This is a genomic window from Streptomyces diastatochromogenes (genome assembly GCF_002242805.1).
Lineage (GTDB): Bacteria > Actinomycetota > Actinomycetes > Streptomycetales > Streptomycetaceae > Streptomyces > Streptomyces diastatochromogenes.
Genome location: NZ_MCGQ01000042.1, coordinates 12,916 through 38,604, shown reverse-complemented (window position 1 = coordinate 38,604; position 25,689 = coordinate 12,916). Strand labels below are relative to the sequence as shown.

27 protein-coding genes and 2 pseudogenes are annotated in these 25,689 nt (G+C 69.9%); 18 read left to right on the top strand and 11 right to left on the bottom strand.

Features of this window, described 5'->3' with window-relative positions:
* Positions 1-482: 482 nt before the first annotated feature.
* Positions 483-1,088: a TetR/AcrR family transcriptional regulator gene (locus BEK98_RS37870; RefSeq protein WP_094221304.1), complete on the bottom strand. Its 606-nt coding sequence runs from the start codon at positions 1,086-1,088 to the stop codon at positions 483-485.
* 53 nt (positions 1,089-1,141) lie between these two features.
* Here BEK98_RS37870 and BEK98_RS37865 point away from each other — a divergent pair, with 53 nt between their 5' ends.
* Positions 1,142-2,068: a DUF2867 domain-containing protein gene (locus tag BEK98_RS37865; protein ID WP_094221303.1), complete on the top strand. Its 927-nt coding sequence runs from the start codon at positions 1,142-1,144 to the stop codon at positions 2,066-2,068.
* A gap of 162 nt (positions 2,069-2,230) precedes the next feature.
* On the opposite strand, the gene BEK98_RS37860 is transcribed toward BEK98_RS37865, so the two are convergent.
* Both BEK98_RS37860 and BEK98_RS51390 read right to left on the bottom strand, forming a co-directional pair.
* Positions 2,231-2,413, bottom strand: coding sequence for a hypothetical protein (locus BEK98_RS37860; RefSeq protein ID WP_094221302.1), 183 nt, complete (start codon positions 2,411-2,413; stop codon positions 2,231-2,233).
* A gap of 5 nt (positions 2,414-2,418) precedes the next feature.
* A complete protein-coding gene (locus BEK98_RS51390) occupies positions 2,419-2,589 on the bottom strand; it encodes a hypothetical protein (protein WP_107428316.1) in 171 nt (56 codons plus the stop codon).
* Between the two features lie 286 nt (positions 2,590-2,875).
* Here BEK98_RS51390 and BEK98_RS37855 point away from each other — a divergent pair, with 286 nt between their 5' ends.
* On the top strand, positions 2,876-3,169 hold the full coding sequence (locus BEK98_RS37855) for a hypothetical protein (RefSeq protein ID WP_094221393.1): 294 nt from the start codon (positions 2,876-2,878) through the stop codon (positions 3,167-3,169).
* Between the two features lie 346 nt (positions 3,170-3,515).
* Here BEK98_RS37855 and BEK98_RS37850 read toward each other — a convergent pair whose 3' ends face one another.
* Positions 3,516-3,971 carry a hypothetical protein gene (locus BEK98_RS37850; RefSeq protein WP_094221301.1) on the bottom strand — a complete coding sequence of 152 codons (456 nt, stop codon included), beginning with the start codon at positions 3,969-3,971 and terminating at the stop codon, positions 3,516-3,518.
* A gap of 261 nt (positions 3,972-4,232) precedes the next feature.
* On the opposite strand from BEK98_RS37850, the gene BEK98_RS37845 reads away from it, so the two are divergent.
* Entirely contained in the window at positions 4,233-4,529 is a 297-nt protein-coding gene (locus BEK98_RS37845; RefSeq protein WP_244202145.1) for a transposase, read from the top strand.
* Here BEK98_RS37845 and BEK98_RS37840 read toward each other — a convergent pair.
* Positions 4,516-5,415, bottom strand: coding sequence for a Vgb family protein (locus BEK98_RS37840; protein WP_094221300.1), 900 nt, complete (start codon positions 5,413-5,415; stop codon positions 4,516-4,518). The genes BEK98_RS37845 and BEK98_RS37840 overlap by 14 nt on opposite strands.
* Before the next feature lie 365 nt (positions 5,416-5,780).
* Here BEK98_RS37840 and BEK98_RS37835 point away from each other — a divergent pair.
* Positions 5,781-6,047 (top strand): annotated as a pseudogene (locus BEK98_RS37835) (IS110 family transposase); the annotation flags it as partial.
* Here the strand turns inward: BEK98_RS37835 and BEK98_RS37830 are convergent.
* Positions 6,040-6,531 (bottom strand): hypothetical protein, encoded by a 492-nt coding sequence (locus BEK98_RS37830; RefSeq protein WP_094221299.1) that lies wholly within the window; start codon positions 6,529-6,531, stop codon positions 6,040-6,042. The pseudogene BEK98_RS37835 and the gene BEK98_RS37830 sit on opposite strands and share 8 nt — an antisense overlap.
* A 371-nt stretch (positions 6,532-6,902) precedes the next feature.
* Here BEK98_RS37830 and BEK98_RS37825 point away from each other — a divergent pair, with 371 nt between their 5' ends.
* Positions 6,903-7,949 carry an RICIN domain-containing protein gene (locus tag BEK98_RS37825; protein ID WP_094221298.1) on the top strand — a complete coding sequence of 349 codons (1,047 nt, stop codon included), beginning with the start codon at positions 6,903-6,905 and terminating at the stop codon, positions 7,947-7,949.
* Positions 7,950-8,005: 56 nt separating this feature from the next.
* Here BEK98_RS37825 and BEK98_RS50335 read toward each other — a convergent pair.
* Positions 8,006-8,295: pseudogene (locus BEK98_RS50335) on the bottom strand (transposase family protein); the annotation flags it as partial.
* Between the two features lie 382 nt (positions 8,296-8,677).
* On the opposite strand from BEK98_RS50335, the gene BEK98_RS49220 reads away from it, so the two are divergent.
* Both BEK98_RS49220 and BEK98_RS49625 read left to right on the top strand, forming a co-directional pair.
* Entirely contained in the window at positions 8,678-9,040 is a 363-nt protein-coding gene (locus tag BEK98_RS49220; RefSeq protein ID WP_167444350.1) for a peptidase inhibitor family I36 protein, read from the top strand.
* Between the two features lie 188 nt (positions 9,041-9,228).
* Positions 9,229-9,606, top strand: a complete 378-nt coding sequence (locus tag BEK98_RS49625) for a hypothetical protein (protein WP_094221296.1) — start codon at positions 9,229-9,231, stop codon at positions 9,604-9,606.
* A 72-nt stretch (positions 9,607-9,678) separates the two neighbouring features.
* Here the strand turns inward: BEK98_RS49625 and BEK98_RS37805 are convergent, their stop codons facing one another.
* Positions 9,679-10,800, bottom strand: coding sequence for an IS630 family transposase (locus tag BEK98_RS37805; RefSeq protein ID WP_341869031.1), 1,122 nt, complete (start codon positions 10,798-10,800; stop codon positions 9,679-9,681).
* A gap of 293 nt (positions 10,801-11,093) precedes the next feature.
* On the opposite strand from BEK98_RS37805, the gene BEK98_RS37800 reads away from it, so the two are divergent.
* Both BEK98_RS37800 and BEK98_RS37795 read left to right on the top strand, forming a co-directional pair.
* Positions 11,094-11,531, top strand: coding sequence for a GNAT family N-acetyltransferase (locus BEK98_RS37800; RefSeq protein ID WP_094221294.1), 438 nt, complete (start codon positions 11,094-11,096; stop codon positions 11,529-11,531).
* A 132-nt stretch (positions 11,532-11,663) separates the two neighbouring features.
* Entirely contained in the window at positions 11,664-12,161 is a 498-nt protein-coding gene (locus tag BEK98_RS37795; protein ID WP_094221392.1) for a GNAT family N-acetyltransferase, read from the top strand.
* Positions 12,162-12,342: 181 nt separating this feature from the next.
* Here BEK98_RS37795 and BEK98_RS37790 read toward each other — a convergent pair whose 3' ends face one another.
* Positions 12,343-14,064 carry a sigma-54-dependent Fis family transcriptional regulator gene (locus BEK98_RS37790; RefSeq protein WP_094221293.1) on the bottom strand — a complete coding sequence of 574 codons (1,722 nt, stop codon included), beginning with the start codon at positions 14,062-14,064 and terminating at the stop codon, positions 12,343-12,345.
* Between the two features lie 161 nt (positions 14,065-14,225).
* Here BEK98_RS37790 and BEK98_RS37785 point away from each other — a divergent pair, with 161 nt between their 5' ends.
* The 6 genes from BEK98_RS37785 (at position 14,226) to BEK98_RS37760 (ending at position 20,720) form a co-directional block, all read left to right on the top strand.
* Complete coding sequence (locus tag BEK98_RS37785; protein ID WP_094221292.1) at positions 14,226-15,974, top strand: FAD-dependent oxidoreductase; 1,749 nt, start codon at positions 14,226-14,228, stop codon at positions 15,972-15,974.
* A gap of 72 nt (positions 15,975-16,046) precedes the next feature.
* Positions 16,047-16,940, top strand: a complete 894-nt coding sequence (locus BEK98_RS37780) for an intradiol ring-cleavage dioxygenase (protein ID WP_094221291.1) — start codon at positions 16,047-16,049, stop codon at positions 16,938-16,940.
* Entirely contained in the window at positions 16,937-18,016 is a 1,080-nt protein-coding gene (locus BEK98_RS37775; RefSeq protein ID WP_094221290.1) for a maleylacetate reductase, read from the top strand. The genes BEK98_RS37780 and BEK98_RS37775 overlap by 4 nt, the downstream gene beginning before the upstream one ends.
* Positions 18,017-18,171: 155 nt before the next feature.
* A complete protein-coding gene (locus tag BEK98_RS37770; RefSeq protein WP_094221391.1) occupies positions 18,172-19,086 on the top strand; it encodes a YceI family protein in 915 nt (304 codons plus the stop codon).
* A gap of 201 nt (positions 19,087-19,287) precedes the next feature.
* Positions 19,288-19,746, top strand: coding sequence for a PaaI family thioesterase (locus tag BEK98_RS37765; protein ID WP_094221289.1), 459 nt, complete (start codon positions 19,288-19,290; stop codon positions 19,744-19,746).
* Positions 19,743-20,720: an MBL fold metallo-hydrolase gene (locus tag BEK98_RS37760; RefSeq protein ID WP_094221288.1), complete on the top strand. Its 978-nt coding sequence runs from the start codon at positions 19,743-19,745 to the stop codon at positions 20,718-20,720. Before BEK98_RS37765 ends, BEK98_RS37760 begins: the two co-directional genes overlap by 4 nt.
* 7 nt (positions 20,721-20,727) lie before the next feature.
* On the opposite strand, the gene BEK98_RS37755 is transcribed toward BEK98_RS37760, so the two are convergent.
* Positions 20,728-21,855, bottom strand: coding sequence for an aminotransferase (locus BEK98_RS37755; protein ID WP_094221287.1), 1,128 nt, complete (start codon positions 21,853-21,855; stop codon positions 20,728-20,730).
* Positions 21,852-22,763, bottom strand: a complete 912-nt coding sequence (locus BEK98_RS37750; RefSeq protein WP_143684212.1) for an ornithine cyclodeaminase family protein — start codon at positions 22,761-22,763, stop codon at positions 21,852-21,854. The genes BEK98_RS37755 and BEK98_RS37750 overlap by 4 nt, the downstream gene beginning before the upstream one ends.
* Positions 22,764-22,825: 62 nt before the next feature.
* Between BEK98_RS37750 and BEK98_RS37745 the strand changes: the two genes are divergently transcribed.
* From BEK98_RS37745 to BEK98_RS37735, 3 genes are all read left to right on the top strand, one after another.
* Complete coding sequence (locus tag BEK98_RS37745; protein ID WP_167444349.1) at positions 22,826-23,401, top strand: helix-turn-helix domain-containing protein; 576 nt, start codon at positions 22,826-22,828, stop codon at positions 23,399-23,401.
* A gap of 87 nt (positions 23,402-23,488) precedes the next feature.
* Complete coding sequence (locus BEK98_RS37740; protein WP_094221284.1) at positions 23,489-24,712, top strand: MFS transporter; 1,224 nt, start codon at positions 23,489-23,491, stop codon at positions 24,710-24,712.
* A gap of 364 nt (positions 24,713-25,076) precedes the next feature.
* Positions 25,077-25,601 (top strand): hypothetical protein, encoded by a 525-nt coding sequence (locus BEK98_RS37735; protein ID WP_094221283.1) that lies wholly within the window; start codon positions 25,077-25,079, stop codon positions 25,599-25,601.
* Positions 25,602-25,689 lie beyond the last annotated feature (88 nt).

Sequence of the window (25,689 nt, the reverse complement as noted above, 5' to 3'; positions counted from 1 at the left end):
TCCGATGTCAATCCGAACAGAAGCAGATGGGGCCGCCTTCGGCCTGCTGTGGCAGCAGAGGAGCGGCCGGTCGCTCTTGGCCAGCGGCCGATGCGTACGTGCCACCAGACCCGCGACGGGATGGCAGCCAGACGGGTGACCCGGGCTGCCACCGGTGGTGGGTGGGCGGGACGCCTTCGGGCGTCGAAGGTGTTGACCGCAGCGGACCTGTTCAGGTCGTACGTCAGGCCCTCGCGGGCGGCGAGGTCAGCGACCTGGCGGCGCATGCTGCCTCCGCAGGAAGAGTCGGCGCGGCGCCCGCCCGCCGACCCCTTGCCAGGAGACGCCGTCCGCTGTCTGAGGACCTGTCGCCGGGTCTCGCGCCAACCAGCCGATCCGCGGCAGAGCGGAGCAACGGCTCGATCACCCCCCTGGCCTGCTCAGTCAGGTCAGGCCAACGCAGCACGTGCAGGTCAACGCAGCAACCACTGTGCGGACACGGCCTAAGACCCCGGGGTGGCCGTCATCAGCGTGTCGAGCACCGAGTCCAGGTAGCGCCTGCCGTCCTCGCCCGCCGGAAGCGTCTCCGGGACCGCGTGCGCCAGCTGCGTGTGCCCGAGGTAGCCGGTGTACGCCAGCAGTGCACGGCGGCGCGCCTCGTCCGGAGGGAAGCCCAATTCGATGAAGAGCTGTGCCAGGTAGCCGACCCGACGCTCCGTCACCCGACGCAGTACGGCGGCCACTCGCGGGTGCCCGGCCGAGGCCGGCAGGGAGACCTCCAGCGGGTCTTCGGCGGCGAGTTCGGACGCCTCTGCGAGGAGCCTGCGCAGCCGCATCGCCGGATCCGGCTCGGACTTCAGCCCGGCGATGACGGACTCGGTGGACTTCTGCTCCCAGCGGTCGAGCGCGGCTTCGATCAGCGCCTCACGGTTGGCGAAGTGCCAGTAGAAACTGCCTTTGGTGGTGCCCAGGCGAGCGGCGAGCGGCTCGATGGCGACCGCTGCGAGACCGCCTTCACCCATGGCCGTCAGAGCCGCGTCCGCCCAGTCGTGCGCGGTCAGCCGCTTCCGCCCGCCCCCGCGGGGAACCGTCTCATGCCGTTGCGCCATATCCATACGCTACCGTATGGTCGACAACATACGGCACCGTATGGAGGCGGGCTATGGGCAGGTTCCGCACGATCCGCAATGTCCACGAGCGCATCATCGAGGCACCCGCCCCTACCGTCGGGACCCTCCTCGACCGGCTGTCCTCACCGCATGACCCCATCTGGCCCGCGCCGGCCTGGCCCCCGGTCCGCTTCGACCGGCCCCTGGGCGTTGGTGCGGACGGCGGCCACGGATTCGTCCGATACCGCGTTTCCGCGTACGAACCCGGCCGCCGCGCCCGCTTCGACTTCAACCCGCCCATGAGCGGCCACCACGAGTTCGTCATCGAGCCGCTGGGACAGGACCGCTGCCATGTGCGGCACACCCTGGAGCTGCAACGCCGTGGCCCGATGCTGCTGGGCTGGGCCCTGGCGGTGCGCTGGATGCACGACACGGTGCTCGAAGAGCTTCTCGACAACGTCGAGCGGGCCGCCACCGGGACGGTGCCCAGCCCCGTCCGCTGGTCACCATGGATCCGGCTGCTCCACCGGCTGACGTGGGACAGGGCAACCGCCGGCGACCTCCCGACCGGCGCCCGCCTGGTCCGGGCAGCCTTCGGACGGACCGACTACAGCGACGCGTGGCGGATGAGGATGCGTCCCGGGATGCCGCGGGACCCCGAGTCCTGGCGGGGCGTCCTGCGCGGAGCCCCCTTCCCGGTGGTGGGCAGAGAGGGCGGCGAAGTGCTCCTGGGCGAGGACGCCGGACACCTCGACTTCCGCGCCTCGATCCACGTCGACGACCGTCAGGTCACGCTCAGCACGGTCGTGAGGATCCACAACTGGCGCGGCAGGCTGTACTGGGCCGTGGTCAAACGCGTCCACCCGTTCATGGCCCGCACCATGCTCCGCCGCATCCACCGCCGACTCGCCCTGGCGGCTCCCAGCGCCGCCGAACGCGCGCAGAACGCGCCGGCTCCGGCCGTGCCGCCAGGGAGTTGAGCCCGATCCAACGCCACAGCGGCGATCAGCCCGCACGATGGCAGTCCAGCCGTCGCCGAGACCAACCCATCGTGACGGCAAGGGAGTTGGCGAAGCAGTGCGCACGCGAAGCGCAACGCGTCCGGCCTCTACAGGCCGCGTGACCGCGCCAGGTCGACAGCGTCACGCGGACAGGCTGTGCGAGTCGCCTCCGACGATGGCCTGTCCCCCGCTCACGCCGGTCACGGTGGCCGGGTTGTTGCCGTCGGGGGCAGTGCTACCGTCACCAAGCTGGCCGAACTGGTTGAAGCTGAAGGTCAGGACGTCGCGGCTGTTCGGCACGGTCAGCGCCGCGATACGCGACACGCCGGTCAGTCCGATCGCCGTACCGGCGACGACGGGGATGGTGCCGTGACGGCGGTGTTGCCGTCGTTGTTCGTGCCGTCCCCCAGCTGACCGAACTTGCTCCAGCCCCAAGCCAGTACGTCCCCTTGGCCGGAGATCGCCGGACTGTGCAGGCCGCCGGTGGCGATGCCGAGCACAACCGAGGCCGCCGACCGAGACCGCCAGGTGACCGTCGGCCCGCCATGCCGACCTCAGGCCCCCGGACGCAGGCAGGTCGGGCGCAAACCCTCGAACGGCCGCCGTACAGCGCGCGCCGGGTGGCAGTCGGCGCGCCAGGGGCGCGGGAGTCCCTGGCGCGCCTCAGCTTCCTCCACCCGGCCCCCTCAGGGCGTCGACGCGCGGTCAGCGGTCGGGTAGGCATGAGGGGGGTCGCGCCGACCGGAGCGATCGCCGCACACAGTGAGCGAGCAGTGGGGGGACAACATGGCCATCATCGTCACATTCGATATTCCGGGCGTCGGGCAGGAGCTCTACGAGGCCTGCATCAACCGCCTCACCGACGGCGGCGAGTTCACCTCGCTCGCCGACATCCCCGCACCCGGGCTGATCTCCCACGCGGCCGGGCCGGTCGACGGCGGGTGGCGGGTCGTCGACGTGTGGGAGTCCGAGGAAGCGCTCGAGAACTTCTCGAAGGTCCTCCAGCCGATCCTCTCCGATCTGGGCCACGCCGACGGCGAGCCGCAGATCATCCCGGCGTACAACGTGGTCACCCGCTGACCGACACGCTCGTCTCCGCGCGGCGGGTCGGGGCGCCCCGTACGTAAAGGCACACCAGGTCGGAGCTGCCGCCGATCCGCAACCGGAGGTGAGACACGCGGTCTTCACCGGCCTTGCTCGGGATCCGGGAAGCTGTACGTATCGCCCAACCGCAGCCCGGCGCGTGCGCGCGCCGGGCTGCCCGCGTCGCCGATCGTCCCGACCGAGGGAATCAGGGCACACGTCATCGATTGAAGGTCACTGGTTCAGGTGTCCAGGACGTAGCCGAGCGTGCCGTCACGGGAGATGTCCCGTGACGGCGTCTTCGTGAGTACCGGGCTGCTGCTTCGGCGGGCGCGGGCGCTTGCTAGATGATGATCGGGTTCGCTTCCACGACGCAGCCCGACCCGATCACCGCGAGCGTCTTCCCGCCCGGCACGACGACGCCGCCGCTGTCGAGCAGGTTGCCGAGGGCGCTGACCGAGTTGGTGCAGTAGACCTGTGTCGGAGCGGTTTCGCTGGTGCGGAGCACGACCGGACCGGACCCGGGGTAGGGGTGGGTGCCGGAGTAGGGGTCGGTCGGTATGGACTTGTCGCAGCCCAGGCCGACGGCGGTGGGGACTTCGGCCAGCCCCAGCCTCTTCGCCAGGTCGTTGATCGTGGCGACGGGGTAGCCGAGAGGGGGGTTGGTGAGATCGACCGTGCCCAGCCCGCATGCCAGCGCCGGGGTGTCCCCGGGAGGAGTGGGGGCTGCCTCGGCGGGTGAGGCTAAGGCGAGGGCGGCGACCAGGGCGAGCGAGGTGACAGCAAGAGTCCTCTTCATGTTCCTGATGGTTGCCTGTACATGACCAACGGGCGCGGTCTTCAATGCTTAATCGCGAGATCTCCGCACTTCCTTGCTGCCTCGCCCTTCGCGGTCGGCAGAGCAGACGCAGCGCCGTTTGCGGCTGGTGACGATCCTGCTGGCTTATTCCGTGCCCAGCAGGGCTGGCGGCTCGTTGGTCGGGACAGCAGCGGCCGGTCTTGGCGTTCCCGGTCGCGGGTGGGGTGTGGAATGTCGATGCGGCCGAGGCCGTGGCCGAAGGTGCCTGAGCTGACCGCGCAAGTGGCGCGGGCGGTGGCGGCACGGGGGCCGTATCCGTTGGCGATGCGGGTCCATGACGAGCTGGGCGAGTTGTTCCCGGACGCCGAGTTCGCCGAGGCGTTCGGGGCCAGAGGGCGGCCGGGCTGGTCACCAGGCCGGCTCGCGCTGGTGACGGTGTTGCAGTTCGCCGAGAACCTCACCGACCGGGCGGCAGCGCATCGAGTGCGGTACGGCATGGACCTGATGAACGTGTGTAGGTCGCGCCAACCAGGGAAGTTCGGTTTCAGCGTGGTGTGAGTCGTGCGACCGTTCCGATCTCCAGGGCTGTCCAGATTGCACCGTCCGGTCCCAGTGTGATGCCGTGTGGTTCGGAGGATGGGCTGGGGAGGTCGTGTTCGTCGATTCGGCCGTCGGGGGTGATCCGGCCGATGCGGTTGGCTCCCCATTCGGTGAACCAGCAGTTTCCGTCGGCGTCGGCTGCGATGGCGTGCGGGCGTGACGCGGGGTCGGGCAGTGCGAATTCGTCGATCTTTCCGTCCGGCGCGATCCGTCCGATTTGACCGGCGCCTATCTCGACGAACCACATGGCGCCATCGGCGCCCGTGGTGATGCCGACCGGGGCGGCGGCCGGTGTGGGCAACGGGTTGATGGTGACACCACCGTCGAGTCCGATGGCGCCGATCGCGTTCGCCTGGTTCATCGTGAACCACAGCCGGTTGTCCGGGCCGGTGGCGATGGCTGAGGGGAAGGCTCCCGAGAGGGGGAGAGGGAACTCGGTGACGTCACCGTCGGGTGTAATGCGGCCGATGCGGTCGGCGCTTGCTTCGGTGAACCACAGTGCTCCGTCGGGGCCGGCGGTGATGCCGAACGGCCCGGCATCCGGCGTCGGCAGCGGGAACGAGGTGATGTTTCCGGTCGTGGTGATGCGGCCGATCCGGTGGCTACGGAATTCGGTGAACCACAGCGCGTCGTCGGGTCCTGTGGTGATGATCGACGGTCCGCTGGAGGCGGGTTCGAGCTGGTAGGAGGTGACGTCGCCGCCGGTGGTGATCCGGCCGATCCGTCCGTGGTGGACCATGGTGAACCACAGTGCGCTGTCGGGGCCGCAGGTGATTCCGTAGGGCCCGGCGTCGCTGCCGGACACGGGGAATTCTGCGATCGGAGCGGTCGGACGGCGCGGCATAGGGTGGGTTCCTTCATCGGTGGGTGGTGGAGTTCAGCGACTGCGGATGCTATCCAGAGCGCTCCGTGACCGCCTCTGGTTAATCCTGCTGCGCGATACGGTCTCGGCAGCTGGCAGGGGCCTCGGCGTGCGCTTGACCTTGGGTGGGCCTGGTGGGTAGCGAGCCGGTTCGTTCAGGAACTGTCAGTCCTTGCCTCGCTGGCCCTCTGGCGATCTTCGTAGGCGGCTCGGCGGCAAGAGGCCGAACACCAGTGAGGAGGGCGTCCTCGGTGGGTGGGGATCAGCCGTGTCCCGCAGCGTTCGCATCGCCGGCGGCGGTTCCGGTGAACACCATCGCGAGGGGCGGCCGAGGTCAGTGGAAGGAAGCACCTGCGCGCATGCGTTGCACCGCAGGCCGGTCAGTGCACGGAGGAGTGCCGACTCGCCAGCAGCTCAAACGTGCCTTGTTCCCGTCCGCGTTCGCGGCGCTTGGCGACCCGGCCTCGCAGGTCTACTACGACAAGAAGATCGCGCGGGGAAAGCACCACACCCAGGCCCTGCTCTGCCTAGCCCGGCGCCGAGCCGGCGTCCTCTTCGCCATGCTCCGCGACGGAACCTTCTACGCATCACGTCCGACGGCAACGGTCAGCTGATCGACGGTTCCGCCAGCAGCACCACCTGGTCGGACTCGACGTCGAACCCCAGGATCGGGTGGCTTCGGTCCCAGTCGCCCTCGGGGGTCATTACCACCGGCTTGCCCAGCCGGTGCCCGATCGCACGAAGAAACCCGCACAGGACGTCCAGCCGCTCCTGTCCCTGCAACTCTCGCAGGTCCACGTCGAAACCGATCTCGTCAGCCGACTCCAACCGAAAGATCGCCAGCACATCCGGCGTCGGCCAGACTCGCAGATCCGCGCACTCGGCATCAGCCGACCGTGACAGCACCTCTCCAGCACGCGGCAACGGCATGACGACACCGCCCTCGGAGTACTCACTCCGCCAGCCGCTCGCAACGACCAGATCGAGGACCGCCTGCCAATCCTCAACCCCGGTTCCCGCGACCCACACATCCGGAAGGCACCCCTCCCACTCAAGGTCGAAGAAACCCTTCACGTCACCCCACAGCAGCTCAGACACCCGGCAATGCTGACCCCACCCCGGACACAACGCACCCGGATTTCCTTGACGGAACCCGTAGGTGCCCCCGCAGCAGACGTGCGCCATCAGTGAAGTTGGCGTAGTTCCGGCGTCAACGACGTATGGCCAGACGTGGCAGAGGGCACGGCGGCGGTGGGGCCGCTGGTCGCCGAGGTGGCGCCCGGTGCGGGCCGCGTTGGACTCACCTGCCGGCGTCTGAGATCCGCTTGATGACCTGCGGCGCCACGACGGCGCCAGCGGTGTCTTCCTCACCTCCAACCGCCCGATCGCGCCGAGTGCGACGACCGCTCCACGGGATTGGCAGAATCCTGGATTGTTCCCTTCTCGGAGCAGAACGAGGATTGCCGAGCATGGGAAGTCAGGATCCACTGCCGAAGCAGGCGCAGAGCGTCGCCGAGTTCACGCGCTGTATGCGATGCCTCAAGGAACAGGTGGGCCTCACCTTCCGGCAACTGGAGGCACGGGCGGCGCAGAACGGAGACGTTCTGGCGCGCAGCACTCTGGCTGACGCGCTTCGCCGGAATTCGCTGCCACGCTCCGACGTACTCATCGCCTTCCTTCGAGCCTGCGGGTACGGGGACGATGCACATGTCTGGCTGGAGGCCAGGGACCGACTGGCCTCCGCCCAAGGAATCGACCCGGCGGAGCAGCAGTCGAGGCAGGCGGAGTTCGGGCCCGAAACAGAGACGGTAGCGGCCGATTCCGGCACTGCGGGATCGACCAAGGCGCCCGGCGCGGTGCCGAGGTATCGGCGGCAAACGGTGCTTCTCTCGACCGCCGCCGGGTTCCTGCTAGCCGCTCTGGGAGCCTGGGCGCTGCTCCCGGAGGGAGCAGGTCATCAGGGCGCGAAAGCACGCGCGTCGGAAAGCGTCCGGTCGCCCTCCGCTGCCTCAGCCTCCACCGCCGGCGTTGCCGCCCGTCTTCCGGCGGGCCCGTCCCGGATCCGTCCGGCCGGGGCACCGCGGCTGTGCGTGACCGAAGGTCACGACCGCCAGGGACGCTACCGCAGTCAAGTCGCCGTCCAACGGCCCTGTGGCGATGCCACACCTCCACAGACGTCCCTCGCGTCCGCCGGCAGGGACGGCGCTTACTACATTCAGTGGCGGCACCCCGTCCACGGCCTTGGCTGCCTCACCGCGTTGGGCAGCGACCATGTCGTCACGGGCATGCTCGAACCGTGGCCGTGGGAGAGCTGCTCGGCAGACCGGACCAGTCAGCATTTCCTCTTCGAGCCGATCGACAAGCCTGTCGTCGGCGGTTATCGGATACGTGTGGCGCAGAACGGGCTGTGCCTGGGAATCAACGGAGACGACGACCGGGTGGCGGGAGCCGAAGTCACCCAGCAGCTCTGCACGGGAGCCCGCGACCAGGAATTCCTGGTGGACGATATCGATTAAGGCTGTCCCGCAATCCATCTTGTAGCGTGCCGTGCTCGGCCCGGACCGGGACTTGGCACTGGCCGTCCGACCGTGATGACCAGGCGGGTGTCGTCATCGATGACGCTCTGATGGTTCGTCGAATAGCGCTAGTTCTTCGACTGCTCGGCGCCCGCGTGATCGCGGGCGGGGACGAGGGTGCCGTCGCCGACAAGCACGCCTTCTCGACGGAAGCGCTGCTGCTGCTTGAGGGCAAGCTACGGCTCGGTGCGGTGAATGATCCGGTTGGTGTTGGTTTCGAGATGCCGGACAAGGGGGCGAGCTGCCGCAGTGTCAGGTTGATTCGCCAGGACGCGGCCACCAGAAGCCGTCAAGACGCCCCATCGGCGCGAACCGACGCCGCGCACTCGACCAGGCGCGACTGATCACCGAGTGAACAGTAGGGCCACGGCCGAGCCCAGTCCCTCACCGCCCTCAGAGCAATGCGGACGGCCTTTGAGGAGCGCGGCCCGTCCTCCTTCGTTCCTTCTGACGACGTAAGGGGCGGACGCCCACGCGGACGGTTGGACAGCAGCCGGACCGGACCTGCGAGCGCGTCCCGGACAGCATTCCGGCGATGTCCCGGACAGGCCGCTGACCAGCCCGGACAACGGCTCGTCCGTCCGGGACTAAGCGGTGCCGTGGCAGCGGTCCGGAGGGGCTGCCAGCGTCTTGTGATGTCGCAAGTCCGCCTACCGAGGGAGACACCCATGGGCAAGTTGCGAGCCGCGCTCGCCGCCGCCTCGCTGGCCACCGTCCTCAGCGCCGCAGGAATCTCCGCCGCATCCGCGGCGCCCACGGCTACGGGGTACGACCGCTGCCAGGAGGGCAAGTTCTGCTTCTTCAGCGACTGGAACGGCCAGGGCAAGATCTGCCAGGCCGTGCCCGCCGTGGACGACACCGTCGCCGAGTGCGGCGGCTGGGTCGGCAACAAGAACGCGAAGTCGGCCTTCAATCGCACGAGCGGCGGCGCCGTGAACATCTACGCGGGCACGAACTTCACACAGCGCAAGGGCTCGGTGTCGTACCGGGGGAACCTCCAGGGCTCCTACAAGATCCGCTCCTTCGACTGACATGACACCCCCGCTCCTCCCCGCATCCTCGCCGGTGCGGGGAGGAGCGGCCTGCTCGGGTGAAACGTGCATCGTGCCGCCAGGGGAATATCGACTACGGCAGCTAGTGCTGTGACCGGGATGGTCCACCGTGATCGGAAGGCGGCTCGCGGGACGAGCGTACGCGCAACGGCTGGTATTACTGGGGCATGCAGGAAGAGACGGCACGCTCCGCGATCGACACGTTCATCTCCGCGTTTAACGCCTCGGACGACAGATATGTGACTGCCCTGCTCTCCCAGGCCCTGACCTCAGACGTGGTCTTCTGGGGGCCGTTGGGTCGCAGCGAAGGAATCGTGGCGGTCGAGCGGTTCGTGCTGGACATCCGGCGCCACCCGGCGGGGACCGGCACGATGGTGCGCTGCTCAGCGGTGGACATGCCTGACGAGTGGGCCCGGTACCAGTGGGTCTTCACCACGCCGGATGGAGGCCCCCGCCTGGCGGGAACGGACGTCGTCCATCTGCGGCGGAGCCTCATCGACCAGGTCATCGTCTTTGCGGGGGAGATCGAGCCGTCCGCCTCCTGAGTCGTCCTTCTGTCGCTGTCCTTCTCGTGAACTTGTCCCTTTCGGCACTCCGGGGCTGCGGTTCGCGGTCGGTCAGGCTGCGGCGTTGAGGGGGCGTCCACCCCAGCGGATGCCCTTCTCGCTGCGGATGAGGGCGCGTTCCTTGCGTTGGGCGGCAAGTACGTCGGGGTGGCGGGCGTTGGCGTTACGCCAGCGCAGGTAGCGGTGCAGTGCCTGGGCTTGCGTGGGGTGGCTGCGGTGGTGGGAATTGGCCAGGGTGAACTGCCGCAGCGGGCCGAAGTGGGCCTCGATCGGGTTGGCCCAGGATGCGCAGGTCGGGGTGAAGCACAGCTCGACCTTGTTCTTCCTCGCCCAGCGGCGGATGTCGGCGCCGGTGTGGGCGGAGAGGTTGTCCAGGATGATGTAGATCGGGGCGCCGTCGGGTCGGGCGGCGCGGATCGACTTCAGCGCGGCCAGGGTGTTGGCGGTGCCCTTGCGGCGGCGGTTGACGCCCCACAGGCGGTCGTCGCCCACGGAGTAGCAGCCGTGGAAGTAGGTGACGCCGTGGGTGCGGCGGTAGGTCGCCGGCAGCCGGTTCGGCTTGCCCTGCTTCGCCCAGCAGGAGCCTGCGGTGGGCCGGATCCCCAACGGCCCGAACTCGTCGAAGGCGAAGACCCGGTCCGGGAAGCGGTCCAGAACCTGCTCGATCCGGTCGAGCTTGGCGTCGCGATGAGGGTCGGGTGATTCCTTCCATGTCTTGGTGCGCTGGAAGGTGATACCGCGGCGCCGGAGCAGGCACCGTAAGGCTTCACGGCCGATGCGGATGACACGTCCGTGCACTTCCCGCAGGTAGGCGGCGAGTTTGCGGATCGACCAGCGGGTGAAGGGCTGGCCGAGCCTGGTGGGGCGAGTGGTGGCCGTCCGGATGACGAAGTCCTCGTCGGCAGGGGTGAGCAGGCGGGGACGGCCTCCCGCCCACTGAGGGTCCAGGCAGGCCAGGCCGATCTCGTTGAAGCGGTGGATCACGTCGCGCACGGTGTCCTCATCGGCCTGGACCAGCTGGGCGATCACCGGCACCCGGTTTCCGCCCGCCGAAGCGAGCAGCATCATCGCCCGCCGGTAACGCACCGAACTCGTGCTGCCCCGGCGCACGATCTGCTTCAGTTTCTGCCCCTCCTTGTCGGTCAGTCTGCGTACACGGACAGGCTCAGGCACCGCGTCTCCAGCGGTCGAATGAACGTCACCGCACATCCAACCGTCACGACCACCAACCCGGCGAACTTACGCGGTCACAGCACTAGGCGAGTAGGCGTTCGACCAGGCTGAGGCTGAAGGTGTTGTCCGTAGGCGTCTGCGGTGCTGCGGCACAGGGCGGCGGTAGGTGCCGACGAAGCGGACGGTCTGGAGTGTTCCGCCAGCGCGCTCAGGAGCTCGGCTGGTGTTCCGTCTCGGCCGACATGATTGCCATCTCACCGGTGCCGTGGCTCGGCGACGGATAGCCTCACGGCATGGACGTGCGCGTAGACATCGTCAGGGAAGCGAGCCAAGAACTCGTCGACGCTTTCGGCCGGCTGTTGCCGCAGCTCTCCTCGACGGCGAAGCCGCTCGACTACGAAGCGGTCGACCGGATGGTGACGTGTGATGCCAACACGGTGCTCGTCGCCCGGACGTCCGAGGCAATCGTCGGCACCCTGACTCTGCTGCTGTCGCCTTTGCCGTCTGGATTGCGGGCCCGCATCGAAGACGTGGTCGTTGACAGCGGGGCCCGAGGCCAGGGAGTCGCCGGCCTCCTCACGCAGGAGGCATTGCGGATTGCGCGGGAGGCGGGCGCACGGACGGTGGATCTCACCTCCCGGCCGGATCGTGCGGCGGCGAACCGGCTCTATGAGCGTCTCGGCTTCCGAGCCAGGCAGTCGACCGTCTATCGCTTCCTGCTCGACGGGTAGACGGCTCCACCTCCGGAGAGCTTACGCGTGCTTCGCTCCTTGCCGGTTCGGCTGTTCGCGGGGCTGACCGACCTCGTTTGCGTGGCCGTAATCAACTTGCTGTCGCCGCGGCGGGCGGGCAGGGTCTGGATCATGATTGAACTGCACACTTTGGAATCGGACGACTGGCCTCTCTGGCGGGAGTTGCGACTGGCGGCGCTTGCTGAGGCGCCCTATGCGTTCGGATCGACGCTGGCCGACTGGCAGGGCTTCGGCGATCGAGAGGAACGCTGGCGTGCCCGTCTGTCGATTCCTGGCGCGCACGATCTCGTCGCGCTCCTCGACGGCCTTCCGGTGGGCATGGCCAGCGGAGTTCCGGGCGAGGAGGAAGACAGCGTCGAGTTGATCTCGATGTGGGTCAACCCTGTTGCTCGGGGCCAAGGCCTGGGTGACTACTTGATCCAGGCAGTGGAGCGGTGGGCGTCGGATCGCGGTGCCAGGACGCTGCGCTTGTCTGTGATGCCGGACAACAGCAAGGCGCTTGCGCTCTATGAGCGGCACGGTTTCATGGACACGGGTGAGCCCGGCGATCTCCTGTCCGACGGCGTTCGCAGGGAGCGGGTCATGGCAAAGAGCTTGGCCACCGTTTGATCTCCGCACCAGGGCGCGGTGGGGTCTCCTGGCTGGTCAGGCTGCGGCGGTGAGTGGGCGTCCACCCCAGCGGATGCCCTTCTCGCCGCGGACGCGGGCGCGTTCCTTGCGCCGGGCGGACAGGACCTCACACCAGGGCGCTCGCGCGACCCGACCGGCAGCTGCGACGTCCGATGACCGCTCAGCCCTGATAGCCCCGCAACTTCCGATACAGCGTCGCCCGGCCGATACCCAAAGCTGCCGCCGTCCGGGCCTTGTTGCCGCCGTGGCGGCGTAGCGCGTCCAGGATCGTGGTGCGCTCGGCGTGTTCCATCGCGCTGAGGTGGCGTGCGGCAGGCCCTTCACGCACCAGGTCCGGCAGTTCGGCCCGCCGGACGGGTCCGGACGCCCGGCGGACCTCCGTCAGTGTCCGTACGACGTGGGCGAGTTCGGTGACGTTCCCAGGCCATGGGTACTGCTCCAGCGCGCGCAGTGCGTCCAACGTCCAGGTGAGCGGAGCCCGTCCCGGCGCGGGCCGTGGGGTCAGCGCCGGAAGCAACTCCCGTATGTCCTCCGGGCGTTCGCGTAGTGCGGGCAGAGTGACCGAGCGGGCGGCCAGCGTGTCCAGGAGACGTTGGAGGCAGGGGCCGGGCGGTGTGCCGGGTGTGTAGGTGACCAGGAGGAGCGCGTCGGGGTATGTGTCGAGCAGGGAGTTGAGCGCGGCCACGGCCGGCTGTGTGAGGCGCTCCGCATGGCGGAGTAGGACGGGTCGGCCCTGCACCAGCTCGGAGTGGATGCGGTCGAGTTGCCCGTCCTCCGCCGCGTCGACGACCCACGCCGCGCCCCCGCCCGGCAGCTGACGCGCCAGTGTCGTCTTGCCTGTGCCGCGTTCTCCCGTCAGCAGCAGCGGTTCCCGGGAGCCGGCCAGGTCGAGGGCTCGTGCCACGGCGTGCCGCCAGGGGACCGAGGAGCCGGTCAGGGTGGTGGTGGACGGGCGCGGCACGGAGGGTACGGCGGCGTCGGCGAGCGGGTGCAGTACGGCCACCACGCCGATGACGGCTCCCTCATGCCATACCGGAGTCACCTGCGCGGTGCATCCCGCGTCCTCGGGCAGCTCGGCCGTGTCGTCGACAGGATTGTTCTTGTGGCGTGCGGCCACGGCCGTACGTTCCAGCGCGGCCAGCGCCTGTGGCGACAGCATCCGCTCGGCCACCGCGCTGAGCAGTCGGTTGCGGCCGTCGAGCACGGCCACCGCGCGGTCCGGGCCCTGAGCCGCCCGGCGGTAGGCGTCCAGCAGGGCTCGCTCGGCCGTCCGTGACCGGGCGAGCAGCGCGGCCTCCACCGCGGTGGCGGCGGCCTCGGCGAGCGCCGCGCCGGGGTGCGGTGGGCATCCGCCGCACAGTCCCGTCGCGACGGTCACCGTGCCCAGCACCTGCCCGCTCTCCGGCGCGAGCACCGGCACGCTGACCGCGGACAGGTCCTGCCATCGGTCGAGGAAGTGCTCGGGGCCGTGCACCTCGGCGCGGTGCCGGGTGCGTACGGCGAGCGCCGCGCTGTTGTTGCCGACCTGCTGTTCCGAGAGGTCGGTGCAGAGTTCGAGCCCTGGGGTGCTGCCGCCCGTCCACAGCACCCTCAACCGGTGGTCGGTGAGGATCAGGACCGACCCACCGGCCCCCAGGGCGGGGGCGATCCGCTCCAACACGGGGCGGGCGGCGCCGAGCAGGGCCGACTCCTGCGGCCGTGCCGGCCCGGTGGTCGTCTCCTTGAGATCGTGCGGAACCCCGAAGAACCGCGCGCGCCGCCATGCGGCGACAACCTCGTCCGGCACGTCGTCCGGCAGGGGACGCCCCGTCAGGAACCGCTCGCGTGCCAGACGCAGTGGGGGCAGCGCGGGGTCGGAAGGAGAGTGCTGTGTTGTGGTCACGACGCTTCCCACCGTATCGGATTCAGTTGAAGGGGCAACAAGTGTGCTCCCGCTCCCCTTGGGCGAGGAAGCCCGGCTGTCTCGAAATGAGACACCCGCACCCCGGCGCTCCGCTCCATGATCATGAATGCCTGAAGCCCGTTCTCCCGCAGGAGCGCCCCGTGTCCACCGTCGTCGAGACCGACGTTCTGATCGTAGGCAGTGGCCCGGCCGGTGCGTCGGCCGCGCTCGCCCTGAGCACCTACGGCGTGCCCCACATCGTCGTGACCCGCTATGCGAGCCTCGCCGACACGCCCCGCGCACACATCACCAACCAGCGCACGATGGAGGTGCTGCGCGACCTCGGCGTCGAACAGGACGTCGTCGCCCAGGCCACCCCGCAGCACCTGATGGGCGACACGACCTTCTGCACCAGCCTGGCCGGCGAGGAACTCGGCCGGGTGCGCTCCTGGGGCAACGACTCGCTCGTCCAGGCCGCGCACGACCTCGCGAGCCCCACCCGCATGTGCGACATGCCCCAGCACCTCATGGAGCCGGTCCTCGTCGACGCCGCCGTCGCCCGCGGCACCCGGCTGCGCTTCCAGACCGAGTACCTCTCCCACACCCAGGACACCGACGGCGTCACGGCCACCGTCCGCGACCGGCTGCGCGGGGACACATACGAGATCCGAGCCAAGTACCTCATCGGCGCGGACGGCGGCCGGTCGAAGGTCGCCGAGGACGCGGGTCTGGCGATGGGCGGGCAGATGGGCGTCGCGGGCAGCATCAACATCGTCTTCGACGCGGACCTGACCAAGTACACCGCGCACCGTCCGTCCACCCTCTACTGGGTGCTCGCCCCGGGCGCGACGGTCGGCGGCATCGGCGCCGGGCTGGTGCGCTGCGTGCGACCGTGGAACGAGTGGCTGATCGTGTGGGGGTACGACGTGTCCGCGGGCGCCCCCGATCTGACCACCGAGTACGCCGAGTCCGTCGTCCGCAAGCTCGTCGGCGACGACGACATCCCCGTGACCATCAAGTCGTCCTCCGCGTGGACGGTCAACGAGATGTACGCGGAGACGTACGCGAACGGCCGCGTCTTCTGCGCCGGCGACGCCACGCACCGCCATCCGCCGTCCAACGGCCTCGGTTCCAACACCTCCATCCAGGACTCGTACAACCTGGCCTGGAAGCTGAAGATGGTGCTCGACGGGACCGCCGATCCCCGGCTGCTCGACACCTACACCGCCGAACGCGCCCCGATCGGCCGGCAGATCGTCACCCGCGCCAACAAGTCCATCGGCGAGACCGCCCCCATCTTCGAGGCGCTCGACGGGCTCTCCCCGCAGACCCCTGAGCAACTGTGGGCCAACATCGCCGCCCGCAGGGACGCCACGGAGGCCGCCGCGAAGCAGCGCGCCCGGCTGCGCGAGGCGATCGCCTTCAAGGTGTACGAGTTCAACGCGCACGGCGTCGATCTCAACCAGCGGTACGACTCGGACGCGATCGTGCCCGACGGCACCCCCGACCCCGGTTTCCCCCGCGACCCGGAGCTGTACCACCAGCCCTCCTCCCGCCCCGGCGCGAAGCTGCCGCACGCCTGGATCACCTCCGGCACCCGCACACTCTCCACGCTCGACACCGTCGGCCAGGGCCGTTTCACCCTGCTGACCGGCATCGGCGGCGACGCCTGGGTGCGCGCGGCCGAGGCACAGGAGATCGACATCGCCACCGTGGTCATCGGCTCCGGGCAGGAGTACGAGGACCCGTACGGCGACTGGGCGCGGCTGAGCGAGGTGTCCGACGCGGGTGCCCTGCTGGTACGGCCCGACGGCTTCGTCGCCTTCCGGCACGCGTCGGCGGCCCCGGACGCAGGGGAAGCCGGGGAACTGCTGACGGACGCGCTGCGGCGGATCCTCGGGCACGCCTGAGTGCGGGAACACGAGGAAGCGGAACACTGTGGTCAGCGGGACGCGGGACGCCATGGACGACGAGGAGCGAGCATGACCACCGATGCCACCGATGTCACGGAGACCACCGGCGCGGGCGAGGCTGTCACCGAGGAGGCGGTCGCCAGTCTGAGCGCGACGGCCCATCCCCGGCTGCGCGAACTGCTCGGCGGACTGATCCGCCATCTGCACGACTTCGTGCGCGAGACCCGGCTGACCCAGGAGGAGTGGGAGAAGGCCGTCGGCTTCCTGACGGCGACCGGGCAGACCTGCACGGACACCCGGCAGGAGTTCATCCTGCTGTCGGACGTCCTCGGCCTCTCCATGCTCGTCGAGACCATCAACGGCGACCGCGTCCCCGGCGCCACCGAGTCGACCGTCCTCGGCCCTTTCCACCTGACCGAGTCGCCCGCTCGTCAGCTCGGTGACGACATCGACCTGGTGGGCGGCGGCCGGCCGTGCGTGGTCAGCGGCCGGGTGCTGTCGCAGGACGGTACCCCGCTGGCCGGCGCGGTCCTGGACGTCTGGCAGGCGGACCCCGAGGGCTACTACGACGTGCAGCAGCCGGATGTTCAGCCCGCGGGCAACGGCCGCGGACTGTTCACCGCCGATGCCGAGGGCCGCTTCTGGTTCCGCACCTGTGTACCGGCCCCGTACCCGATCCCCACGGACGGCCCGGTCGGCGCACTGCTGCGCGCCACCGGCCGGCACCCCTACCGGCCCGCGCACATCCACTTCATCGCCGCGGCCGACGGCCACACCCCCGTCACCACGCACATCTTCGTGGCCGGCAGCGACTATCTGGACTCCGACGCCGTGTTCGCGGTGAAGCAGAGCCTGGTGCAGGAGTTCGCGGAGATCGACGATCCGGCTCTGGCCCGGGAGTTCGGCGTCCCGAACCCCTTCCGGCAGGCGCGCTTCGACCTCGTTCTGGAGCGCGCGTCATGACGTTCTCGGCCGACTTCGTGCACGAGACACGGCCCGTGCGGGTCGTCTTCCGGCCCGGCGCGTCCGTGACCGCGGTCCCTGACGAGGCCCGACGCCTCGGTCTGCGACGGCTGTTGGTGGTCTGCGGGAGGCGGGGCGAGAGCGTCGCCCGGGCGGTGGCGGAGGCCCTGGGCGACGCCTGCGCGGGACTGCACGCCGAGGCCCGGATGCATGTTCCCGTCGAGGTCGCCGACCGGGCCGTCGCGGTGGCGCGGGAGGCCGGGGCCGACGGGTGCGTCGCGGTCGGCGGCGGCTCGGCGATCGGCCTCGGCAAGGCGATCGCGCTGCGCACCGGCCTGCCGCTGATCGCCGTGCCGTCCACGTACGCGGGTTCGGAGATGACCCCGGTCTGGGGCCTGACGGAAGGCGGGGTCAAGCGCACCGGACGCGACCCGGTGGTCCAGCCCCGCAGCGTCGTCTACGACCCCGAACTCACCCTCTCCCTCCCGGTGCCGCTCTCCGTGACCAGCGGCATCAACGCACTGGCGCACGCAGTCGAGGCACTGTACGCCCCGGACACCTCGCCGCTCGTCTCGCTCATGGCGGAGGAGGGCATCCGCGCGATGGCGGGGGCGCTGCCGCGGCTGGCCGCCGAGCCCGCCGACCTCGACGCACGCGGCCGGGCCCTGTACGGGGCATGGTTGTGCGGAGCGTGCCTCGGCGCGACCACCATGGGACTGCACCACAAGCTGTGCCATGTCCTCGGCGGAACGTTCGGACTCCCGCACGCGGAGACGCACACGGTGATGCTGCCGTACGCCCTCGCCTACAACGCGCCCGCGGTGCCGCAGGCGATGGCCGCCCTGCACCGGGCACTGGACACACGGGACGCCCCGCGCGCCCTGCGGGACCTGTCGGTTCACCTGGGCGCACCGCGTTCGCTCGCCGAACTCGGCCTGAAGGAAGGCGACTTGACGGTCGCGGCCGAGCAGGTGACGGGCCGGCCGTACGCCAATCCACGCCCGGTCACGGCAGAGGCCGTCCTCGGGGTGCTCCGAGCGGCGTACGCGGGGCGGGAGCCAAGCGTCTCGTCCTGACACCGGGAGCGACTGTCTCGTATTGAGACACCCGTGCCCGCACGGCCTGCCACAAGATCGAATCAGGGGTACGACCGTATGCAGGCGCGGCCGTTTCGGCATGCCCTCGACCGCTGTTCACGCGGTCGCGTCAACCGTGAAGAAAGGTGAACATCATGGCCCTCGCACTGCTCCGGCGCCGGCGGCCCAAGGGCGCCTCGGCCGAGGCGGCGGGCCTTTCGCTCCCCCTCCCGCCCGGCGCGGGCGCTGTGGGCCGCGAGGTCGTCGACCCGATGGGTTCGCCCATGGCGGCCGCGGACGTCACGGTCACCGCGCTGGACACGCACCGCGTCGTGGCCCGCGGTACCACCGACCCGTACGGCTTCTTCCTCGCGGCGCTGCCGCCCGGCCAGTACAGTCTGCTGATCGTCACGGAGGGGCTGCAGCCGCACCGTGAGACGGTCGGGATCGTGGCGGGTACGGCAGCGCCCACCGAGCGCGTCTGGCTGCAGCCCGCGCAGGCCCTGGAGCTGCCGGCGCCCGGCACCTGGCTCTTCGACCCGCCGCACACGGCCATCCGCTTCATCGCCAAGCACGTCGGCATGGCCCACGTCCACGGCCGCTTCGAGCGCTTCGACGGCGGCATCCAGATCGCCCAGGACATGACCCAGTCCCGGGTCCACGTCCGCATCGACGCGTCCAGCATCACCACGGGCAACAACACCCGCGACAACCACCTGCGCTCGGCCGACTTCCTCCATGTCGAACGGTTCCCGTACATCGACTTCGCGAGCACCCGCTTCGCCTACCGGGGCGGCAGCAAGTGGACACTGCAGGGTTCCCTGACCATGCACGGCGTGAGCCGCTCGGTGTCCCTGGACACGACCTACCTCGGCACGGTGAACGGCGGTTACGGCGAGGAACTCCGCTGCGCGGCCCTGGCCAAGGCGGAGCTGCACCGCGAGGACTACACCCTGAACTGGCGCTCGATGCTGGCCCGCGGGATCGCGGTGGTGGGCCCGACGATCCAACTGGAGCTGGACGTACAGGCGATGTACCGCACGCACGACACGCCCACGCCACCGGAGTAGGCCCGTCCGGGCGTTCCGTCGTGCCGCAGAGTGCGCCCGCAAGCCCACGTCGACATGAGCACGGCTCAGCAAGAATCTTCCGCTACTGGGCATCGGTCGATGAGTTTCTCCTCAACATGGCGCGATCATGAGGTAAAGCCGCAAACACCTTCGGGCATGTCCGGCCTACTCTTCCCTCTCAGAGCGAGAGGAGAGCAGCACGTGGAAGACCGGACGCGGCAGGAACAGGCGAGCCCGGAGGTGCAGCAGCGCATCCAGGACAGCTTCGATCGTCAGGGCCTCATGGGCCACCTCGGCGCACGGATCGGCCACATCGGACCCGGCCGCGTGCACATCGTCCTCCCGGCCCGTCCCGAGGTGACCCAGCAGCACGGCTTTGTCCACGCAGGGGCCACCAGCGCCATCGCGGACAGCGCCGGTGGCTACGCGGCGCTCACGTTGCTCCCCGAGGACTCCGAGGTGCTCACCGTCGAGTACAAGATCAACCTCCTCGCGCCCGCCACCGGCGAGCACATCGAGGCGATCGGGACTGTCCTGAAGGCCGGACGCACGCTGACCGTTTGCCAGTTGGAGGTGTACGGCGTCCAGGACGACGGCGAACGGAAGCTCGTCGCCAACGGGCAGCAGACCCTGATCCGCGTCAACAGGGCCGAGCGGTGAGCCCGTTGCCGTCGCTGCCGTCCTGGGCCACTTGGTGGCAGCGGCCGTTCCCCGACGCCAACACGCTCCTGCTGCACGGGCGGCAACCAGCCCTCGTCGACAGCGGCTTCGTCGGCCATGCCGAGGAGACCGCCGCCTGGGCCCGCGAGCACGCCGGTGCGATCGGTCTGGTCGTGAACACGCACTGGCACTCCGATCACGTCGGTGGCAACGCCCTCCTCCAGGCGCGAGGTGCCGCTGTCGCGGCCGGGGCGCCGGAGGCGGAGGCGATCTCCCGCCGGGACCCGGGCTGTTGCTCGGCGGAGTACCTGGACCAGCCGGTCGCCCCGTACACGGTCGACGTCTCCCTCGACGACGGCCAGGTCCTCCGCCTCGGCGACACCGACTGGGAGGTCGTCCGCACGCCGGGGCACACCCCGGGGCACGTGGCGCTGTGGCAGCCGGAGGAGCGGCTGCTCGTGGTCGGGGACGCCCTGTCGGACTACGACGTCGGCTGGGTGAACCTCGCCCTCGACGGCCCCGAAGCGACCACCACGGCGCTGGACTCCCTCACTCGGATGGCCGACCTCTCCCCGCGCGTGATCCTCCCTTCGCACGGCGCGGTCCCCGCCGACCCCGGCGCGGCTTTCGCCGCCGCCCGGCGTCGTGCGCAACGGCTGGCCGACGACCCTGAGGGAGCCGTCTGGTACGGGGCCCGCCGGATCTTCGCGTTCGCCCTGATGATCCGCGACGGCATCCCGGCCGACGAGGTCGAGGCGTACCTCCAGGCCCGGGCCTGGCTGACCGACGCCGCACGCCTCTTGGACGTGACCCCCGAGGCGCTCGCCACCGAGTTGGTCACGACCATGCGCGGCAGCGGCGCGGTCATCCTGCGCGACGGCCGCCTGTTCGCCTCCACCGACCACACCCCTGTGGCGACCGAGTCGCTGCGCGTGCCGTACCCGCGTGCCTGGCCGGCGGCCGCACCCGGGTGAGAGGGGGTCATGCCTGGGTGAGTCGGTCGAGGAACCGGCCGACCAGGCGCAGTCCGGTGCGCAGGGTCTGGGTGTCGTCGGCGAAGCCGATGCGCACGGTGCGCTCGATGTCGAAGGCCGCGCCGGGGGTGAACATGACGCCGGTCTCCTGCAGCAGGCGGGTGCAGAACTCGTAGGAGCCGATGGGGGCTTGGTAGCGCAGGAGTGCGGTGGTTCCCGAGGCCGGCCTGACGTAGGTGACGTCGTCGCGGCCGGCGACCCACTCGTCCAGGATGGCCAGGTTGGTGCGGGTGATCCGGTGGGAGCGGGCCAGGATCGCGTCCTTGTTCTCCAGGGCGACGCAGGCGAGCAGGTCGTCGACGCGTCCGACGCTGATGGTGGTGTAGTCCCGGTGGGTGGCGACGTCCTTCAGGAGTTCGGTCGGGCCGACGATCCAGCCCAGGCGCAGTCCGGCCAGGGAGAAGGGCTTGGACATGCTGCCGGTGGAGATGCCGCGTTCGTACAGGTCGGCGATGGAGGCGGTGAATCCGTCGCCGTCCTGGTCGATGCCTCGGTAGACCTCGTCGCACAGCACCCACGCCCCGACCCGGTCGGCGATGTGCGCGATGCGGGCCAGGCCTGCTTCGTCGATGAGGGCGCCGGTGGGGTTGTTGGGATTGTTGACGGCTATGAGCTTGGTGTCCGCCGTGACCAGACGGTCGAGTTCGTCCAGGTCGGGCAACCACCCGTGCTCTTCGCGCAGCGGCAGGCGGTCGACGCGCGCGCCGTAGCTGTCGGGGATGGAGTAGTGCTGCTGGTAGGTCGGGACGATCGCCACGATGTGGTCGCCCGGGTCGACGAGAGTGGCGTGCACGAGGGCGTTCGCGCCGATCGCCCCGTGGGTGATCAGGACGTTGTCCGGGCGCTGGGTCGCGTACAGGTCCGCGACCAGGCGGCGCAGGCGGGAGCTGCCGGGGATCGGTCCGTAGGTGAGCGGGGTGGCGTCCAGCTCGGCGAACACCTGCTCGCGCCGACCGGACAGTTCCAGCAGTTCACCGGTGGTCAGTGAGCGGACGCATGTCTCGGCGAGGTTGTAGCGGCAGGTCTCCTCGTACTCGTTCATCCACTGCTCGACCTCGAACTCGCGGATCTTCACTGGGGCAGTCCCTTCGTCGTGTCGTCGTCGTTCCGGCAAGCCGCCCAGGCGACCGCCGCGTCCTCGATGCCCAGTCCCACGGAGCGGAAATACACCGGGCGTTCGCCGCTGGGGCGCGGTGCGTGGCCGGCGACGAGGCCGGCCAGGTCGCCACGTACGGTCGCGGGGTCCCAGCCGGCTGTCGCGGCCTGGGCCAGCTCGGAGGCGACCTGCAGGCTCGTGCGCGCGTCCACGTACACATCGAGGCCCGGCACGGCCGCGGGCGGGATCTCGCGGGCTCCGGGGGCGTTGGTCGAGATCGAGGTGACGACGGTGCCTGGGGGCAGGGTGCGGGGGTCGAGCACGTCGTCGGCGGCGGAGGTGCACAGCATCACCAGATCCGCACCCGTCACCGCGTCGTGGATGCTCGCGACGGCCCGGACGCCGTCGTCCACCTCGTCGATCCCGCCCGGCGAGAACGCGCGGACGGTCATGCCGGGGCGCAGATGGCTCAGGTAGCGGGCGTGCGCGCGGCCGATGCGCCCGTAGCCGATGACGGCCGCGGTCGCCGCGTCGGGCGGCAGCAGCAGGTCGGCGGCCAGCACCGTGGTCGCCGCGGTGCGCTCGACGGTCAGGCCCGAGGCGTCCAGCAGCGCGACCGGCTGCCCGGTGGACAGGCTCACGAGCATCGTCCAGGCCGTGACCACTGCGGGACCTGCCGGGTCCGGCAGGTAGGGGGAGACCTTGACCGCGTACACGCCGGCATGGGGCAGTACGGCCGGGTAGTGGATGACGTCACCGCCACCGGGCAGCTCGATCACGAACTGGCCGGGCACCGGCGTCTCACTACGGGAAAGGTCCCCGAAAGCGTCGCGCAGGGAGGCCAGTACGGCCTGCTCGGCGACTTGGGGAGAGCTGATCACACGCATGATGAGCAATATATTGCTCACGCTGCGGGGTGGCAACTTTTTTGCGCACTATAATGCTCACCATGAGCAGTGAGGTCGCCGCGGACAGCCAGGCCGCGCAGGAGTTCGTCACCCGCATCGGCGGGCGCATCCGCGCACTGCGCAAGCAGCGGGGCTGGGGCGTGCAGCAGCTCGCCGACGCCGGCAGGGTCAGCCGGAGAATGCTCACCGACATCGAGCTGGGCCAGGCCAACCCGAGCCTCGCCACCGTCGACCGGGTCGCCCGCGCCCTGGACACCGACTTCGCCGCTCTGGCCCTGCCCGAGGACGACGCGGCGGGCCCGGAGGTCGAGGGGACGCTCGTATGGGAGGCCCCGGACGGCAGCCACGCTCTCCTGTTGGGCGCCACCCAGGATCCCCGGGCGGAGCTGTGGCGCTGGACCCTGGCACCCACGGGACGCTACGACGCCGAGCCCGACCGCCGCGGCGCGCAGGAGATCCACCACGTCCTGTCCGGACGCCTGACCCTCGCCCTGGAGACCGGACCCCAGGTCCTCGGGCCGGGGCAGAGTGCGGTCATCGCCAGTGACCAGCAGTACGCCTACCTCAACGAGGGAGCCGAACCGGCCGTCTTCGTGCGGGTCGTCACGGGTGCCTGACCCATGCCGGCACTTCCGGCCAACTAGCTGCTAGAATGAACGCGTTGGCCTTCGGCGCCCCGACGGGTGCGTTCGGAGGCTTTTTTCATGCCTTCTGACACGTCCGCGTCCAGCACGCTTCCCACCACCAGCTACCTTGGCCTGCTCCGCAACCGTGAGTTCGCCGGATTGTTCGCCAGCTTCACACTGACGGTCGCCGCGAGCACCTTGTCGGGCTTCACGCTCGGCACGCTGGTCAACCACCAGACCCGGTCCCCGTTCCTGACAGCCGTGAGCATGTACGGCGCCACGTTCGCGACGGTCCTCGGTGCGCTGACGCTGATGTCGGTCGCGGACGGGAGCCGTCCTCGCCGGACCCTCGTCGCGCTCCAGTGGGTCTCGCTGATGGGCGTTGCCGCACAGGCGATTCCGGGGCTGCCGCTGGCCGCCCGGTTCGGTCTGCTCCTGGTGCTGGGGTTCTTCCAGTCCCTGGGGACCGGAACGCGGATGGGGCTGCTCGCCGAGGTGGTGCCGACCTCTGCGTACGCGCTGGCGCGTTCGCTGATGAACATCACCTCGGGCGGCATGGCCATCCTCGGCTACGCCATCGGCGCCGTACTTCTGCGGTACCTGAGCCCGCAAGAGGTCTTCGTCGCCGCGACGGCCCTGACCGGAGTCGGGTTGGTCGTTGTGGCAACGACCGTCCGGGAACGCTCGATCCGTCTGACCCGCCGCCCCGGACTGCGTCAGACCTGGACAACGAACATCGCGCTCTTCTCCCCCTCCGGCCAACGCGCGCTGCTGCTGAACCTGTGGGTCCCCAACGGCCTGATCGTCGGCTGCGAGGCTCTGTTCATCTCCTACGCCCCGGATCACGCCGGCGCCCTCCTGGCCGCCGGATCGGCAGGCATGCTCTCCGGCGACCTGACCGTCGGGCGGCTGCTGACCGCCGACCAGCGGCGCCGCTGTGCCTTCGCCCTGCGACTGCTGCTCGCCATCCCGTACCTGCTGTTCGCCATCCACCCACCGATGTTGATGGCGACAGCCGCGGTGTTCATCGCCAGTGCCGGGTTCGCCGCCACTCTGCCGCTCCAGGAGCAGCTTCTCGCGCTGACCCCTGATCCGATCCGCGGCCAGGTCCAGGGAGTCGAGTCCGCCGGCCGAATGACGTGGCAGGGCATCGGAGCCGCGATCGCCGGCGGCGTTGCCCAGCACTTGACCCCCGGCACGGCCATCACAGCTCTCGCCGCAGTCTCCGTCGCCATCACCGTCTTCTCCCGGCCCTTCGTGGTCCGCGCCCGAGCCGTCCGCGTCGAGACGGCCAACGCATGAGCCGCGCCAGGTCGGTAGCCGATGGCCAGAGCCCTTTCACGACGGCATGAGCGGCGGTCCCTAAGGCGGCGATGTCGTCGACAAGGACCAGCACGTACCGCTGCGTCGACACGCGTTAACCCAGACTACAGCGCATAGTTGACGAACCGTCACGCAGTACCGAAGGCACGCCCAAGCCCCCTCCCGGAGCCCGCCCTCAAGACCACGTCAAGACTTCGCCCCCGACTGCCCTCCAGTGGCTAAACGTTCAATCAAAGGAGCTCTCCTTCGAGCAAAGGGGTCTACTCGCATAGATGATCCCGGTGCTGTCATGCTCGCGACCGCCCGGATTCCTGCCGGGCATCGCACCAGGAGACCCCCACACATGTCCCGAATATCGCGCCCCCTGGTGACCACCCTCTCCACCCTGGCCCTCGCCGCCGCGGGCCTCACCGTCACGACCGGCTCCGCCCACGCCGCGAGCTGCAGCCAGTCCTACCTCCCCCTGCCCGACCCGGTTTGTACGCCCGGCGCCCTCAACCCGGACGTCACCCAGGACACCATCGACTCGACCATCTGCGTCTCCGGCTGGACCGCGACCGTACGGCCCTCCACCTCCTACACCAACGCGCTGAAGAAGAAGCAGATCGCCGAGTACGGCTACTCCGACACCAGCCTCTCGGACTACGAGGAGGACCACTTCGTCCCCCTCGAACTCGGCGGCGCCCCCAAGAGCGAGGAGAACCTCTGGCCCGAGCCGCACTCCGGCGACGGCACCTCCTCCGAGAAGGACAGCGTCGAGAACAAGCTGAAGAAGGCCGTCTGCGCCGGTGACGTCAGCCTCGACGACGCACAGAACGCCATCATCACCGACTGGACGACCGCGCTCTCCAGCCTCGGCCTGAGCTGAGCCGTCGCTCCCCGCAGGGGCCGGCCTCCTCCCCCGGGAGCGGCCGGCCCCCTCGGGCCGGCTGCTGCCGCCCGGCAACCCCTGGGCC